This window comes from Arthrobacter sp. AL12 (assembly GCF_029960645.1).
Lineage (GTDB): Bacteria > Actinomycetota > Actinomycetes > Actinomycetales > Micrococcaceae > Arthrobacter.
Genome location: NZ_JASBQY010000004.1, coordinates 75,481 through 91,144 on the forward strand (window position 1 = coordinate 75,481; position 15,664 = coordinate 91,144).

Consider the following 15,664-nt stretch of genomic DNA (forward strand, 5'->3'; position numbering starts at 1 on the left):
AAAAGCCGCACCCCCGGATCAGTGATCCGGGGGTGCGGCAGGAACTGCGGGAACAGGAAGTGCTAGAACTTCGCTGCTGCCGGGTCATCATTCTTCGCGGTCTCGGCTGCTGCTTCCTCGGAAGCGGCGTCCTCGACACCGGCGTCAGCCTCGGCTGCTGCCTCTTCGCCGCCGGGGCGGACGAAGTCGCTAAGGTCAACCTTGTTGCCCTCGGTGTCGGTGACCTCGGCCTGGCCCAGGACGACGGCCAGTGCCTTGCGGCGGCGGACCTCGGAAACCATCATGGGGACCTGGCCGCTCTGATCGATGATCTGGGCGAACTGGTTCGGGTCCATGCCGTACTGGCCGGCCGTGGTGACGATGTAGTCGATCAGCTCGTTCTGGCTGACATTGACTTCTTCCTTTTCGGCGATGGCGTCAAGGATGATCTCGTTCTGGAAGGCACGCTCCGTGTTGGCCTTGACCTCGGCGCGGTGCTCCTCGGTGTCGTGCTCGCCTTCACCGTGGGCGTTCTCGGCGTTGAAGTGCTGCTCGAGCTGTTCTTCGACGACGGAATCCGGGACGGGGACCGCGACGAGCTCAACGAGCTTGTCGAGGACCTTGTCGCGGGCCTCGACGCCCTGCTCAACGACCTTGGACTCGGCAGCCTGCTTGGCGAGGTCCTCGCGGAGCTCGGCCAGGGTGTCGAATTCGGAGGCCAGCTGGGCGAAGTCGTCGTCGGCCTCCGGAAGCTCGCGCTCCTTGACGGACTTGACGACAACCTTGACCTGGGCGGACTCGCCGGCGTGCTCGCCGCCCACGAGGGTGGTGTCGAAGATGGCGTCCTCGTCGGCGCTGAGGCCGGTGACGGCCTCGTCGAGGCCTTCGAGCATGGTGCCGGCGCCGACCTGGTAGGACAGGCCGGTGGCGGAATCAACCTCGGCGCCGTCGATGGTGGCGGTGATGTCGATCGTCAGGAAGTCCTTGTCGGCGGCCGGACGGTCCAGGGACTTCAGCGTGCCGAAGCGGCCGCGGAGCTCGTCCAGCGCCTTGTCGACGTCGGCGTCGGTGGACTCAGCGGCGGCAACCTCAACCTTGATGCCGGCGTAGTCGGGCAGTTCGATCTCGGGGCGGACGTCAACCTCGGCGTGGAACTTCAGTTCACCGTCGGTGGCGGACGGGTCCGGGACCTCAGTGATTTCAACCTCGGGACGGCTCAGCGGGCGGATGCCGGTTTCCTGCACGGCTGCCTGGTACCAGCCGTTGAGGCCATCGTTGATGGCAGTCTCCAGCACGTAGCCACGGCCAACGCGCTGGTCAATGAGCTTGGAGGGGACCTTGCCCTTGCGGAAACCCGGGACCTGGATCTGCGAAGCAACAGTCTTGTATGCCTCTGCGATGCTGGGCTTCAGTTCCTCAAAGGGGACCTCAACATTGAGCTTGACCCGCGTGGGGGTGAGGTTCTCGACAGCGCTCTTCACAGTCTAAGTACTCCTGGTTTTTAGGGGGTGGGGTTCTGCACTGCCAAGGGTCTGGCAGTACCTGCAGAGTCGGGGTGACAGGATTTGAACCTGCGACTTCCTGCTCCCAAAGCAGGTGCTCTAGCCAAGCTGAGCTACACCCCGTAAGTGCACAGAACAGTCTACGGTCAAATCATCCCGGTTTGCACATTTGACACCGGGGCCCTGAATTAGGTTTAGTTGTACCCGGCTTCAACAGCCGCCCGGAAGTCTTGCTGAAGGTCCAGCATGTTCCCGGGGACGTAGCTTAGTGGTAAAGCCTCAGTCTTCCAAACTGATGATGCGGGTTCGATTCCCGTCGTCCCCTCCGAAATATGACGAAAAAGCCCCGCTCCGGTGGGGCTTTTTTCGTATGCGGGTCCTGCACTCCAGGGTTTGCGCACTCCGACTCCCAGGCGTCCGCCCAGGCATGATCGGCTCGGACACGGATCGGGGCTACTTTGACACGGACACGCCGCAACTGGCGGGGCTAGGGACCGGAATCGCAGCCAAAGGCGCCCCCGGGGGGACGCCGGCTCGCGTCCTGTCCCGCAGCTGTTCAGTGCCTATGGGTCAGCCGCACTGGCAGGACGGGCACCAGTAGAGCTTGCGGGCACCGAGGTCGGTCAGGGCAACCGGCGTCCCGCAGTTCCGGCAGGCGAGTCCCTGCCGGCGGTACACGAAGTGGGCCTCGTCCGCGGCGGGAAAGGCGCGGGAAGTTCCGCCCGGTGGGGCGCCGGCGGGAACGCTCCAGTAGCGCGGGGGCGTGGTGATGATCCGGCCGTCGCGGACGCCGTCGACCATCACCGCAACGGTGTCGTCCCAGAGCCGTCCGGCCGCCTCCGCCGACAGTCCCCGCCCCGGCTGCCAGGGGTCCAGGCGCTGCCGGAACAGCAGTTCCGCGCGGTAGACATTCCCGACGCCGGCGATCACCTTCTGGTCCATCAGCAGGGCCGCGAGCGGTGTGCGCCTGGCCAGGATGCCGGCAACAAAGGTCTCCCGGTCGCCGGGACGGTTCCGCAGCGGGTCGGGGCCGAGCCGTGCCAGCACGGCTGCCGCTTCCGCTTCCGTGACGGTCTCGCAGGTCGTCGCGCCGCGGAGGTCGGCCCAGCCGTGGGCGCTGGTGAGCCGGACGCGGACGGCACCCACCGGGGCGGGCGGTCCCTCATACCCGGCCGGCCCGGGCGCTCCGGCGCTGTCGTCGCCGTCGTCGTAGACCTCCCGCTCCCCCACTTTGCGGGGCGCGCCGATGCTGGACGCTCCCCGGAAGCCGGCGTCGCCGCCGAAATCCCAGGCGCCGTAGAGGCCCAGGTGGACGTGCAGCAGCAGCCCGTGCCCGAACTCCAGGAAGAGGTGTTTCCCGTGCGCCGTCGAACCGGTGAGGGTGTGGCCGTCGAGCAGCGCCGCGCCGTGGACGAAGCGGCCCTGCGGGCTGGACACGGCGAGCCGCTCCCCCGTGAAGACGTCCCCGAACTGGCGGGCCAGCCGGTGGACGGAGTGCCCTTCGGGCACTAGTCGGTGACCTCGCCGGTGCGCTCGTACGCGGCAATCTTGCCGATCCGGCGGACGTGGCGCTCGTCGTTGCTGAAGGGTTCGGCCAGGAACGCCTCGATGATGTCCGTGGCCTCCTCGACGCTGTGCTGGCGGCCGCCGACGGCGACGACGTTGGCGTCGTTGTGGTCGCGGGCCAGCTTCGCGGTGGACAGGTTCCAGGCCAGCGCGGCGCGGACGCCCTTGACCTTGTTGGCGGCGATCTGCTCGCCGTTGCCGGAACCGCCCAGGACGATCCCGAGGGCGTGGGTGCCCGCTTCCTGGTCCGCCACGACCGCGAGGGCGGCGTTGATGCAGAACGAGGGGTAGTCATCCAGGGCGTCGTACACCTTGGGCCCGTGGTCGATGACCTCGTAGCCCTGGGCGCTCAGGTGGCTGACGAGGTGGGCGCTGAGTTCCATGCCGGCGTGGTCGGTGGCGATGTGCACGCGCGGGAGGTCAGAGGGGGTCACGGCGGATCCGTTCAGTTGGGCAGATCAGTGGAGTCACGTGGGCTGCGGGGCGGTTGCGGGGGCTGTTCCCAGCCTACTAGGGCGCGGGCCGGGGAGGTTTGGCCCGGCGGGAAGGTTGGCCCGGCGGCGCCGCCGGGCCGGCGGGCGGGCTCGGCCGGCGGGCGGGTTCACACACCGGCGGCGCCGTCGGGCCGGTGCGCCCGTTCCGCCACCCGTGAGATCACCTGCGCGACGTTGTCCGCCGTTGTGGCGCTCCCCCCGCTGACTGTCAGGGTCCGGCCGTCGGAACGGTCGACGACGACTGCCGGTCCGCTGCTGACAAGCAGCGCCGTCGTGGTGCCGTTATTGCGGTATCCCCAGCCGCCGTAGTCGGCCGCCCTGACCTCTTTCGGCGTCGCCCCCTCGATGGCGGCGGCCGGGACGTCCATCACCCTGACGAAGCCGGCGGCGAAGACCCGCAGCCCGCTCCGGTCCACCCGGATGCGGGCGAACAGGCACGCGGCGGCCAGCAGGGCCAGGGCCACCAGGAGGGCAGCGAGCCAGGGCACGGCGATGGTCAGGAGGGCGGCGGGAAGCAGGGTGGCGATCCCGAGCATCACGAAGACCGAGCTGCGGGCGTGGACCCACAGGCTCACCGAGTCGCGGGCCAGGTCGGGGTCCAGTTCGCGGGCCAGGGCTTCGGCCATGGCCCGGTCGTCGTCCGTGGACCAGCGCTGGTCGGCTTTGAAGACGAAGCCCATAACGACGCCCAGGCCCAGGGCGGCGCCGCTGCCCATGGCGAGGACGGCGGCATCCACCTGGGCGTCCCGCGCGTTCGGCAGGCCGAGCTGTCCGACCAGCACGGCGGCGAGGACGGTGGTGACGAACAGGCTCACGAACAGCCCGGCACCCATCATGATCCGGCGCATGATTGCCGGACGGGACAGCGGCACGGCCTGCACCAGCACGGCCCCGCCGAACAAAACGATCATGGCCGCGCCGACGCCGACGACCGCCTCAAACGGCGCGAAGTCCGCGGCGGCGCCCTCGGCCCACCGGACGGCCAGCGGCTCGGGCAGGTCCGGGCGGAGCAGGGCGGCGCACACCACAAACGCGGCGGCCAGCACCAGCGGGAACCCCACGGCGAAGCGCAGCGCCCGGACATCTACGGAATTCCGAAGCTTTCCCATATCCCCAACGCTACCCCCGGCGATTTGTCCTTAGTACCGTGGTGTGACCCGGGCTACTTGCCAAGCGCCGCAGAAGTGAAAGAATGGTTTCATAGTACCGAGTTCCCCCATCCCCACGCATCCTGGAGGCCCAACTTTGCCCGGAATGAACCTCACGCGCGCCGAAGCACGCGAGCGCGCCGAACTGATCGCCGTCGACTCCTACGAGGTCGAGCTTGACCTGACCCGCGGGGACAAAGTCTTCGGCTCCACCACCGCCGTGAAGTTCACGGCCAGGCCGGGGTCCTCGACGTTCATCGACGCCGTTACCGGCGCCGTGCAGAGTGTGACCCTGAACGGCCGTGAGCTGGACCCGGCCGAGGTGTCCGACGGGATCCGCATCCAGCTGCCGGATCTGGCGGCGGACAACGAGCTGCTGGTCGTCGCCGAGGCCCCGTACATGAACACGGGCGAGGGTCTGCACCGCTTCGTGGACCCCGTGGACCATGAGGTGTACCTGTACACGCAGTTCGAGGTGCCGGATTCCCGGCGTATGTTCGCTGTGTTCGAGCAGCCCGACCTCAAAGCCAGCTTCACGTTCACGGTGATTGCCCCCTCGCACTGGGACATCGTGTCCAACTCCCCCACCCCGGTGCCGGTCGAGACCATCCCCGGCACCGACGGCGGCGCCCGCTCCGTCTGGGAGTTCACCCCCACCCCGCGGCTCTCCTCCTACGTCACGGCGCTGATCGCGGGGCCCTACCAGTCCGTCCGCAGCGAAGTGGTCTCCGCCTCCGGGAAGGTCACCCCGCTGGGCGTCTTCGCGCGCAAGTCGCTGATGCAGTACCTCGACGCCGACAACATCTTCGAACTCACCCGCCAGGGCTTCGAGTTCTTCGAGGCGCAGTTCGGCTGCCCGTACCCGTTCGAGAAGTACGACCAGCTCTTCGTCCCGGAGTTCAATGCCGGCGCCATGGAAAACGCCGGGGCGGTGACTATCCTGGAAGGCTACGTTTTCCGCAGCAAGGTCACCGACGCCCAGGTGGAGCGCCGCGCCATCACCGTGCTCCACGAGCTGGCTCACATGTGGTTCGGGGACCTCGTGACAATGCGCTGGTGGAACGACCTCTGGCTCAACGAGTCCTTCGCCGAATACATGTCCCACCTGGCCGCGGTGGAGAACACCAGGTTCGACCACGCCTGGACCACCTTCGCCTCGGTGGAGAAGTCCTGGGCCTACCGCCAGGACCAGCTTCCCACCACGCACCCGATCTTCGCCGAGATCAACGACCTGGAGGACGTCGAGGTGAACTTCGACGGCATCACCTATGCCAAGGGCGCCTCGGTGCTCCGCCAGCTGGTGGCGTGGGTGGGTCCGGAGGAGTTCATGGCCGGCGTCCGCGAGTACTTCCGCAAGCACGCCTGGCAGAACACCGAGCTCAGCGACCTGATGGCTGAGCTCGAAAAGGCCAGCGGCCGGGACCTGGACCAGTGGGGGCAGCTCTGGCTGGAGACCGCCGGCGTCAACACGCTCAAGCCCGAGCTCAGCGTGGGTGACGACGGGACGATCTCCTCGTTCGCGATCCTGCAGTCCGCCACCGAGTCCCAGCCCACCATCCGCCCGCACCGGCTCGCTGTCGGCTTCTACAACCTCACCGCGGCCGGGAAACTGGAACGGGTCCACCGCGAGGAGCTCGACGTCGACGGCCGACGCACCGAGGTGCCGTTGCTGGCCGGGCTTTCCCAGCCGGACCTGATCCTGCTCAACGACGACGACCTTGCCTACGCCAAGGTCCGCCTCGACCCGAAGTCCCTCGCCACAGCCACTGCGCACCTCAAGGACTTCAGCCAGAGCCTTCCCCGGACCCTGGTGTGGGGTTCGGCCTGGGATGCGGCCCGCGACGGGGAAACCCCGGCCCGCCGTTACGTGGAACTGATCCTGGCCAACATCGCCGAGGAATCCGATTCCTCGGTGATTCAGGTACAGCTGCGCCAGCTCGCGACGACCTTGAATTTCTATGTGGCTCCGGAGCACAAGGAAGCCACTGCGGTGGCGGCCGTCGACCGGCTCTGGGGGCTCGCCTCCGGCGTCCCGGCAGGCTCCGACGCGCAGCTGCAGTTCGTCAAGTCCCATGCCCTGCTCGCCCGCAGCGCCGGGCAACTGGACACCGTCTCAGGTTTGCTGGAGGGCAGCCTGACGCTGGAGGGCCTCACCGTGGACCAGGACCTGCGCTGGGAACTGGTCACCTCTCTCGTCGCCGGCGGCCGGGCCGGGCAGGAGCAGATCGATACCGAACTCGCGCTCGACAACACCGCCACCGGGCAGAATGCGGCGGCCCTCGCCAAGGCCGCCATCCCGACGCACGAGGCCAAGGCCGCGGCCTGGGACTCGATCGTGGTCAAGGGCGAGCTGTCCAATGCCCTCCAGGGCTCAGCCGTCAGCGGCTTCACCCGGGTGCTGGACACCTCCCTGCTGGAGCCCTACGCCGGGAAGTACTTCGCCGCGGTGCCTGGCATCGTCAAGGAGCGCACGCACGCGCTGGCCCAGCAGATCGTCGTCGGGCTCTACCCGGCGCAGCTGACCACGCAGGCGACCGTGGACCGCACGGACGAGTTCCTGGCCTCGCTGCCGGAGGACAGCGCGGCCCTGCGGCGGATGATGTTGGAGAACCGCGACGGCGTGGCCCGCGCGCTGCGCGCCCGCCAGGCCGACGTCGGCTGAGGCGTCGCTCCCGGGCCCGCCCGGGTAGCCGCCCGCAGCCCGTCCAGCCCGCAGCCCAGGTGGCCCGCAGCAAAGGCCGTTTTGGAAGCCCAGAACGGCCTTTGCTGCGAGTCAGTCGGGCCGGGGTGTGTCCTAGGCTGGAGCCATGAGCCTTGATGAGCACCGCTATGCGCTGACAGTCCGCTGGACCGGGAACCTGGGCGAGGGGACGGCGTCCTACCGCGGCTATTCACGCGACCATGACGTCGAGATCCCCGGACTGCCGGTCCTGCACGGTTCGGCGGATCCGACGTTCCACGGCGACCGCACCCGCTACAACCCGGAACAGCTGCTGCTGGCCGCCCTGTCCCAGTGCCACATGCTGTCCTTCCTGCACGTGGCCGTAAAGCAGGGCGTGGTGGTCACGGGGTATGAGGACCGGGCCGAGGGACTGATGCGGACCAACCGTGACGGCAGCGGCCAGTTCGAATCGGTCACGCTGAAGCCCCGGGTGACGGTAGCGGCCCCGGCCGCAGGGGCGCTGCCGGACGCCGGGCTCCTGGAGCAGTTGCACGCCGAGGCGAACAGGGTCTGTTTCATCGCCCGCAGCGTCAACTTTCCGGTACTCCACGACCCCGCCGTGGTGGTCGAGGCCGGCGGGTTGCCGCGCGGCTAGCGGATTATGCTGGTGCTCGCGCCGGCCGCAACAGCCGCCCAGTACCCGGCAAGGTAGGTCTTGCCCAGGAATTCGACGCCTGCCCGGGAGAAGTGGATCCTGTCATCCACATTCGCGCCGCCGGTCATGGGCGGTGCGAATCCCGAGGACGGCACCCGTGCGGGGGTTTCGCGGTGCGACCGGTCCACGTTGGCTCGGGGCGGCGTGTCCGCGATGCCCTCCGGCGTCATGCCCCCCACAACGAAAGGCAGCATCGGCGCGGCCAGCCGGGACCGGAAAAACGCAATGAGCTCGTCCAGCCTCGTGCTGTATTCGGAGGTGGACATTGACGAATTGCTTTCGCCCTGCAGCCAAAGGATCCCTTTGAGCTCAACGTCCAGGCCTGAAGCGCTCGCCGCTGCGATTCCGTCGTGCGTCTGCGTGACCGCCAGCGTGGAGAGGTCGAACTCCGGAGCCGAGGCGCTACCGACAGACCAGGTGAGAGTATTCGCGGCGCTGGTGAAAGCGGTGCCACTGTGAGCGGCCGGAATGATAAGAACGCCAACGTTGCCGGCCTGGGTCTTCAGGTACTCGCGGGCCAGCGTTGTGGCCGGGGACAGTCCGGGTGGCGTGTCGTGCATGTCCAGGGGGACGGTAGCGGGCCTCAGTGAGCGGACTTTGGCCCCGTACTGAAAAATTCGGGGATCCACCGCGTCGCGGTCGCCCCCGCCCGGGAGGCCCCACCCGGCCATGTTCGACTGTCCGGCCGCGAGAAAAACATGAAGCTCCGTGACGGGATCCTGTGTGTGCGCGGGCACCACGCCCCCGAACGCCAGGACCGAGACGTCGAGGCCGACCAGCAGCCCTCGGAACCTTTTCACCGCACTGCCAGGCACGGTTCCACCATCCCTAACTGCGCTCCGCCGCCTGAAAACTACAAGCCCGGCCCCCGGTGCCGGCAAGGCCCTTCCGGAGCACCCACGTGGATACAGTTGCACCAGGACCTTCATCATTCCTTGGCATCCGCGCGGGATGCAAGAGCATTGGCCGGCCGGCGTCCGATGCGCATGGGGACACGCTACGGCGCTAGTGTTGAATGAGACCACAGCGTTATGCGCCCGGCGATCGCCGGGCCGTCCAGGACGCCCAGCCCGGCGATACCGGCCGGCAGCAGGAACGCAGCAACGAGGAGTATCCCCGCCGATGTACAGCATGACCACGACCGAACCGATCGCCACCCCGGACATCTCGGCCATCAACGTGCCGGGTGTCCTCATCAGCCTGGGGGTCGGCGTCGCCGTGTGGCTGATCGCTTCCTTCGTGATCGCCGGAATCACCAAGCGCGTGGCCGCGGGCAGCACCTTGTTCAAGAAGCCGCATTTCCGCTGGGTGGCTCCAGCCTTCCGCGCCCTGGACCACGAGCGCCGGGTCCAGCGGGCCAACACCATCGGTGCCCTGCTCAGCAGCGTGGTCGGCGTGCTGGTGGCCGTCCTCACCAGCGTGTATGTGCTCAAGAACCTGAACGTGGACGTGGCGCCGATCCTGACCAGCGTCGGAATCCTCGGTATCGCCATCGGTTTCGGCGCCCAGCAGCTGATCCGCGACTTCCTGGCCGGTATCTTCATCACCATCGAGGACCAGTACGGGATCGGCGACATCATCGAGACTTCCGAGGTGGTGGGAACGGTCGAGGCCATGAACCTGCGGATCACCCGGGTCCGGGCGGAGGACGGCGCCATCTGGTACCTGCGCAACGGCGAAATCCTGCGCGTGGGCAACCGTTCCCAGGGCACCTACCTTCCGCCCGGCGCGCCGCCGGCGGACGAGGCCGACAGCGCACCCCAGCAGAAGGCCGGAGAATAGAACCATGACGATTCCCAGCGCCGGCGAACCCCGCCAGCCCAAGCAGCTGCTGCAGAACGACCCGTTCACGCAGCCCGGGTACACGGACAACTTCTACGATGCCGTGGGCGGCCACGAGACCTTCGTGAAGCTCGTCGACGTGTTCTACGACGGCGTGGCGACTGATCCGCTGCTGCGGCCGATGTACCCGGAGGAGGACCTCGGCCCCGCCAAGCGGCGCTTCCTGATGTTCCTCGAGCAGTACTGGGGCGGTCCGACGACGTATGGCGAGGAGCGCGGCCACCCGCGGTTGAGGATGCGCCACATGCCCTTCCGGGTCACCCCGGAGGCCAAGGAACGGTGGCTGTTCCACATGCACACCGCGGTGGATTCCCTGGCGCTGCCCCCGCTGCACGAGGGGACGCTCTGGGACTACATGGAACGGGCCGCCCTCTCCATGGTGAACAGCGCCTCCGGAGCCTGAGGCCGGTCCCGGACAGAACGGCCCGTCCCACGTGGACAGGTGATCATCGCCGCCTGTGCCCCACGGCCAGTGCGGCGCGCCCGTTCCCGGCGACGTGCACGAGGACGGCGATCAACAGGAACGCGACGAGCACCGGCGCCGTCGTCGCCAGCGCGGCCGGCCAGCCGCCATCGAGCGTCGGATCAAGGAAGTCGTAGACGTACCACCCGTCGACCGCACCGCGCACCCAGGAAAAAACGAGGAAGCCCGCGGGGTAGCTGAGCCACAGAACCGGCCGCCACCATTTTCCGCGGACGGTGCGGGTGACGAGCAGCCAGTCGAGCGTGACAAACAGCGGGGCGAGCCGGTGGTGCGCGAGCTGGGGCCAGTACATGTCCCAGCTCCACCATGGCTCGTCCGGCGGGGCCACGAGCACCGCGTAGATGATGCCGGTCATCACCAGGTAGAAGACCAGCGCACCGAACAGGTGGTCCCACCACTCCGGCAGCCGGGTCCGCGGCCGGGCGGCGGAGGCGATGAGCACGATCCCGAGTGCGAGGTTGGACTGGACCGTGAACTCCGAGCAGAGCTGGAAGCGGTCCACGTCGCTGCCCGGGAGCGTCGCGTCGTACGTCTTTTGGGCGAGGGCGACGAGCACGAAGACGCCGACCGCGACGCGGGGCAGGCGGATCCAGCTGCGGTCCGGATGCAGCGCATCATTGAAGCCGAGATGTCGCTCGACCGGGGGATCCAGCACCGCTGCGCCGCTCATGCGCCCAGTCAATCAGACCGGCCGCCGCTGCCTAAGGACCTAAAGTCCCGTACCCGTGCGGGCCAGGACGTGCCCGCGGGCCCCGCTGAGCCGGAACCAGCGACCCGCCCGGTACAGCTGCTGCTCGCCGTCGGCAAGGAAGCCAAGGGTGAGGGCCGCGAAGGCGGCGCCCAGCGGAAGCCCGCCGGCGCCCGGAAGTTCCCGCCCCCAGACCGTGGCGCGGGCGTTGTTGACGATCAGGGCGCCGGGTTTGTCCGGGATGATGGCGGCGATCTCGGTGATGCCGGCTTCGGCGGACCGGCGCAGCGCGGCGTCCTGCAGCGTGGCCACGGCCTCCCACCCGGTACGGGGCGCACCGACGCCGGCCCAGGACTCGGTGACCGTCACCGGCGGCAGCGGAAGCTCGACGTCGTTCTCCCCCGCCCGTGCCAGCCGGTCCAGCACCGCCGAAATCAGGACGGTGACATCAGTGTCCGCCGGCCGGGCCAGGGCCATGGTCCGCAGCCCGAGGATCGTCGGCGTCGATTCCCCCAGCAGCCGCGGCCGCAGCACACACACATAGGCGGCGAGCACCGGGCCGGACGCCTGAAGGCGGATGGCACCGTCGTCGATGGACCTGGCACGGGTGGCGAACGTGCGCAGATCGGCGAGGTCTCGGGGATCGGTGAACTGCAGGGGCTGGGTTAGGACGTCAGACACAATATCGACTCTACCGGCTGTGCCTCTTTGGGGCGGTGCCGGAGGGCCGTCTAGAGTCGAACCATGACTGAAGCCGAAGCCGGATTGCAGGGCCCGCCGACACAGGACCCAACCTCCTCGCTCCTCCAACTGCTGAACCTCGGTGAGCTGGAGGGTGCCCGGACGGATGAGGACATCTTTATGGGTCCCTCGCAGCAGCAGCCCCGGCACCGCGTCTTCGGAGGCCAGGTGCTTGCCCAGTCGCTGATCGCCGGCAGCCGGACGGTTCCCGAGGGACGTGGTGTGCATTCGATGCACGGATACTTCCTGCGCCCGGGTGACACCAACAAGCCGATCACCTTCGGCGTCCAGCGGCTCCGGGACGGCCGGTCGTTTTCGGCGCGGCGTGTCCACGCGTACCAGGAGGGCATGCCCATCCTGTCCATGATCGCGTCGTTCCAGGACGAGGACGAGGGAATCGAACACCAGTCAGAGATGCCCGCCGGCATTCCCGGGCCGGAGTCGCTGCCGAGCACGGCGGACCTGCTGGGCAAGTATGACCACCCGGTGGCACGCCACTGGGCCTACGAGCGGCCCTTCGACATCCGGCACGTCGACCCGGCCCTGTACGTCTCTGCCAAGGGCGACAAGGAACCGCGCAATGCCGTCTGGATGAGGACGTTCGGGCCCATCCCGGACGATCCGGAGCTGCACCGCGCCGCACTGGCCTACGCCAGCGACTACACCATCCTGGAATCAATCCTCCGCAAGCATGGGATGAGCTGGATTACCCCGGGCATGTCGGTGGCGAGCCTGGACCACGCCATGTGGTGGCACCGGCCGGTCCGGGTGGACGAGTGGCTGCTCTACGTGCAGGAGTCCCCCAGCGCCCAGGGCGCCCGCGGGCTGGCGACCGGAAAGATCTTCAGCCGCGACGGACTGCACGTGGCCACCGTGGCGCAGGAAGGCATGATCCGGGTTCCGACGGACCTCAAGAACAAGGTGAAGGGCGCCGTCCAGTCCAAGGTCCTGCAGCACCACTTGCGCAGGGCCGAACGCGGCTGATCCGACGCGGCTGGTCCCACACGGCTGGTCCCACACACGCTGATCCACCGCGCCCCGGATCCTGCCTGCAGATGACAGGCGAAAGGCCGGCCCCCATTTGGGAGCCGGCCTTTTCTGTTCCGCTTTATGCCCTGCGGGCTTAGTCGCGGGTGAGGCGGCGGTGGGTCACGCGGTGCGGCTTGGCCGCATCCGCGCCCAGGCGCTCGACCTTGTTCTCCTCGTAGGATTCGAAGTTGCCCTCGAACCAGTACCACTTCGAGGGGTTCTCCTCGTCGCCTTCGTAGGCGAGGATGTGGGTGGCCACCCGGTCCAGGAACCAGCGGTCGTGCGAGACCACAACGGCGCAGCCCGGAAATTCGAGCAGGGCATTTTCGAGACTGCTAAGCGTTTCAACGTCGAGGTCGTTAGTCGGCTCATCGAGAAGCAGCAGGTTTCCGCCCTGTTTGAGGGTCAGCGCGAGGTTCAGGCGGTTGCGCTCACCACCGGAGAGCACCCCTGCCTTCTTCTGCTGGTCCGGGCCCTTGAAGCCGAAAGCGGCGACATAGGCGCGGGACGGCATTTCGACGTGGCCGACCTGGATGTAATCGAGTCCGTCCGAGACAACTTCCCAGAGGGTCTTATTCGGGTCGATGCCGCCGCGGCTCTGGTCGGCGTAGGAGATCTTGACGGAGTCACCGATCTTCAGCTCGCCGCCGTCGAGCGGCTCGAGCCCGACGATGGTCTTGAACAAGGTCGTCTTGCCGACACCGTTGGGGCCGATGACACCGACGATGCCGTTGCGCGGCAGGGTGAAGGACAGCCCGTCGATCAGGGTGCGGTCCTCGAAGCCCTTCTGCAGGTTCTTCGCCTCCAGGACGAGGCCGCCCAGGCGCGGTCCCGGCGGGATCTGGATCTCTTCGAAGTCCAGCTTGCGGGTGCGGTCAGCTTCGGCAGCCATTTCCTCGTAGCGGGCCAGGCGGGCCTTGGACTTTGTTTGGCGTCCCTTGGCGTTGGAACGGACCCACTCGAGTTCCTCGGTGAGGCGTTTGGCCTGTTTGGCGTCCTTCTTGCCCTGGACTTCCAGGCGGGCGCGCTTTTTCTCGAGGTACGTGGAGTAGTTGCCCTCGTACGGGTACAGGTGGCCGCGGTCCACTTCGGCGATCCACTCGGCCACGTGGTCGAGGAAGTACCGGTCGTGGGTGACGGCGAGGACGGCGCCGGGGTAGTTGGAGAGGTGCTGCTCGAGCCAGAGCACGCTCTCGGCGTCGAGGTGGTTGGTGGGCTCGTCCAGGAGCAGCAGGTCCGGCTTCTGGAGCAGGAGCTTGCAGAGGGCGACGCGGCGGCGCTCACCACCGGAGAGCAGGGTGACGTCCGCTTCCGGCGGCGGGCAGCGGAGGGCGTCCATGGCCTGCTCGAGCTGGGAGTCGAGATCCCAGGCATCGGCGGCGTCGATCGCTTCCTGCAGCTGGCCCATTTCCTCAAGGAGGACGTCGTAGTCAACGTCGGGGCTGGCCATCTCTTCGGAGATCGCGTTGAAGCGCTGGATCTTGCCGATGATTTCCCCGACACCTTCCTGGACATTGCCCAGGACGGTCTTGTCCTCATTCAGCGGCGGTTCCTGCAGCAGGATGCCGACCGTGTAGCCGGGGCTGAGCCGGGCCTCACCGTTTGAGGGAGTGTCCAGTCCGGCCATGATCTTGAGAATGGTGGACTTACCTGCACCATTCGGGCCGACGACGCCAATCTTGGCCCCCGGGAAGAAGGACATGCTTACGTCATCGAGGATGAGTTTTTCGCCAACGGCCTTGCGGGCCTTGGTCATTGTGTAGATAAATTCCGCCATGCCTACAAATCTAGTGGTTCCGCCGGGATAACTCACATTCATGCCGTCGGCATCGACCACCTGCCGCGGCCCGGAGCCGGCCCCACGAGGCGTGGCGCCGGCGCTGCCCGTTCAGGCCGCTGCCCCTTTCAGTTCGCCGGTTTCCTCATCGAGCTCTTCTTCTTCGCCGCTGATGTCGTCGACGAAGACGCCGCGGGCGGCCGGCACATCGCCGTCGTTGTTCTCGTCGTAGTCCTGGTCGTAGTCCTGGTCGCCCTCCTCGCTCCCCTCCCGGTTGCCGTCCGGCGGGAGCGCCCCCGGGCCCGACGGTCCGGCAGCGGCCTGCGGACCGCTGGCGGCCGTGCGGATGAAGTTGGCCGAACCCCAGCTGAGGTCGTGACCGACGGAATCGGCGTCGATTTCAGCCGAGTGGTAGATCCTGCCCTCATGTTCCCAGCTCCTCAACTTGAGCCGTCCGACGACGATGACCTTCTGGCCCTTTTTGACGCTGCAACCGATGTTTCCGGCCAATTGCCGGTACCCCTGAACCTTGAACCAGTTGGTGTTCCCGTCAATCCAGGCCTGCGTGGCGCGGTCGTAGCGCCGTTCGGTGGAGCCCAGCCGGAAGTTCGCCGTCGCCACGCCGCCGGGCGTCGTCGAACTCTTGGGCTCCGTGGCAACGAAGCCACGAACCGTGATGTTGTCACTCATGCTCATGTCCTGTCTCGAAATGTCGTGCCCTAGCAGGCTCTTTCAGCTTCGCGCCAGGGAAGACCCTCCGCGAGGGGCCAGATGCGCCATGTGGATAACCCGGCCGCGGGCCGCCGGGGCAGGGCCACTTGATAAACGCGTATGCGTGCGTCGGCAAGGCCGGGCGTTTCAGGGCGGCCGGTGTTCCTGACAGCGGACGGCCGCGGGGCGCGGTAAGCTTTTTGAGGCGTCCCCCGGCATCAGCCGGGCGGATACGACGGGACGCCCCAGTAGCTCAGGGGATAGAGCAGCGGCCTTCTAATCCGCCGGTCGGGGGTTCGATTCCCTCCTGGGGCACAACAAAAGGG

14 protein-coding genes and 3 tRNA genes are annotated in these 15,664 nt (G+C 67.6%); 7 read left to right on the forward strand and 10 right to left on the reverse strand.

All coding sequences use genetic code 11. The features are described 5' to 3' along the window. Positions 1-62: 62 nt before the first annotated feature. Together tig and QK291_RS06330 are read right to left on the reverse strand one after the other, a co-directional pair. Positions 63-1,460 (reverse strand): trigger factor, encoded by a 1,398-nt coding sequence (tig, locus tag QK291_RS06325; protein WP_282380145.1) that lies wholly within the window; start codon positions 1,458-1,460, stop codon positions 63-65. A gap of 69 nt (positions 1,461-1,529) precedes the next feature. Next, positions 1,530-1,604 (reverse strand) — tRNA-Pro (locus QK291_RS06330). Between the two features lie 131 nt (positions 1,605-1,735). Between QK291_RS06330 and QK291_RS06335 the strand changes: the two genes are divergently transcribed. Next, a tRNA-Gly gene (locus tag QK291_RS06335) sits at positions 1,736-1,806 on the forward strand. Positions 1,807-2,051: 245 nt separating this feature from the next. On the opposite strand, the gene QK291_RS06340 is transcribed toward QK291_RS06335, so the two are convergent. The 3 genes from QK291_RS06340 to QK291_RS06350 all read right to left on the reverse strand — a co-directional run bounded on the left by QK291_RS06340 (position 2,052) and on the right by QK291_RS06350 (position 4,650). Beyond that, on the reverse strand, positions 2,052-2,990 hold the full coding sequence (locus QK291_RS06340; RefSeq protein WP_282380147.1) for a DNA-formamidopyrimidine glycosylase family protein: 939 nt from the start codon (positions 2,988-2,990) through the stop codon (positions 2,052-2,054). Beyond that, positions 2,990-3,481, reverse strand: coding sequence for a ribose-5-phosphate isomerase (locus tag QK291_RS06345; protein ID WP_282380149.1), 492 nt, complete (start codon positions 3,479-3,481; stop codon positions 2,990-2,992). The genes QK291_RS06340 and QK291_RS06345 overlap by 1 nt, the downstream gene beginning before the upstream one ends. Positions 3,482-3,648: 167 nt before the next feature. After that, entirely contained in the window at positions 3,649-4,650 is a 1,002-nt protein-coding gene (locus QK291_RS06350) for a hypothetical protein (RefSeq protein ID WP_282380151.1), read from the reverse strand. A 145-nt stretch (positions 4,651-4,795) separates the two neighbouring features. Between QK291_RS06350 and pepN the strand changes: the two genes are divergently transcribed. Then, entirely contained in the window at positions 4,796-7,351 is a 2,556-nt protein-coding gene (pepN, locus tag QK291_RS06355) for an aminopeptidase N (protein ID WP_282380153.1), read from the forward strand. A gap of 145 nt (positions 7,352-7,496) precedes the next feature. Continuing rightward, a complete protein-coding gene (locus tag QK291_RS06360; protein ID WP_282380154.1) occupies positions 7,497-8,006 on the forward strand; it encodes an OsmC family protein in 510 nt (169 codons plus the stop codon). Here QK291_RS06360 and QK291_RS06365 read toward each other — a convergent pair. Further along, positions 8,003-8,866, reverse strand: coding sequence for a sialate O-acetylesterase (locus QK291_RS06365; protein ID WP_282380155.1), 864 nt, complete (start codon positions 8,864-8,866; stop codon positions 8,003-8,005). The genes QK291_RS06360 and QK291_RS06365 overlap by 4 nt on opposite strands. 322 nt (positions 8,867-9,188) lie before the next feature. On the opposite strand from QK291_RS06365, the gene QK291_RS06370 reads away from it, so the two are divergent. Continuing rightward, positions 9,189-9,848 carry a mechanosensitive ion channel domain-containing protein gene (locus QK291_RS06370; RefSeq protein WP_282380157.1) on the forward strand — a complete coding sequence of 220 codons (660 nt, stop codon included), beginning with the start codon at positions 9,189-9,191 and terminating at the stop codon, positions 9,846-9,848. Positions 9,849-9,852: 4 nt separating this feature from the next. After that, entirely contained in the window at positions 9,853-10,311 is a 459-nt protein-coding gene (locus QK291_RS06375; protein WP_282380160.1) for a globin, read from the forward strand. A gap of 43 nt (positions 10,312-10,354) precedes the next feature. Here QK291_RS06375 and QK291_RS06380 read toward each other — a convergent pair whose 3' ends face one another. Together QK291_RS06380 and QK291_RS06385 are read right to left on the reverse strand one after the other, a co-directional pair. Continuing rightward, positions 10,355-11,062, reverse strand: coding sequence for a Pr6Pr family membrane protein (locus tag QK291_RS06380; protein WP_282380162.1), 708 nt, complete (start codon positions 11,060-11,062; stop codon positions 10,355-10,357). 39 nt (positions 11,063-11,101) lie between these two features. Further along, positions 11,102-11,761, reverse strand: coding sequence for a hypothetical protein (locus tag QK291_RS06385; protein ID WP_282380164.1), 660 nt, complete (start codon positions 11,759-11,761; stop codon positions 11,102-11,104). Between the two features lie 63 nt (positions 11,762-11,824). Here QK291_RS06385 and QK291_RS06390 point away from each other — a divergent pair, with 63 nt between their 5' ends. Then, the gene (locus QK291_RS06390; protein ID WP_282380166.1) at positions 11,825-12,805 is read left to right on the forward strand and encodes an acyl-CoA thioesterase II; all 981 of its coding nucleotides are present in this window, start codon (positions 11,825-11,827) and stop codon (positions 12,803-12,805) included. 139 nt (positions 12,806-12,944) lie between these two features. On the opposite strand, the gene ettA is transcribed toward QK291_RS06390, so the two are convergent. Together ettA and ssb are read right to left on the reverse strand one after the other, a co-directional pair. Further along, a complete protein-coding gene (gene ettA / locus QK291_RS06395) occupies positions 12,945-14,627 on the reverse strand; it encodes an energy-dependent translational throttle protein EttA (RefSeq protein WP_282380168.1) in 1,683 nt (560 codons plus the stop codon). A 111-nt stretch (positions 14,628-14,738) separates the two neighbouring features. Beyond that, the gene (gene ssb / locus QK291_RS06400) at positions 14,739-15,317 is read right to left on the reverse strand and encodes a single-stranded DNA-binding protein (RefSeq protein WP_282380169.1); all 579 of its coding nucleotides are present in this window, start codon (positions 15,315-15,317) and stop codon (positions 14,739-14,741) included. A gap of 263 nt (positions 15,318-15,580) precedes the next feature. On the opposite strand from ssb, the gene QK291_RS06405 reads away from it, so the two are divergent. Continuing rightward, positions 15,581-15,653, forward strand: a tRNA-Arg gene (locus tag QK291_RS06405). Positions 15,654-15,664 lie beyond the last annotated feature (11 nt).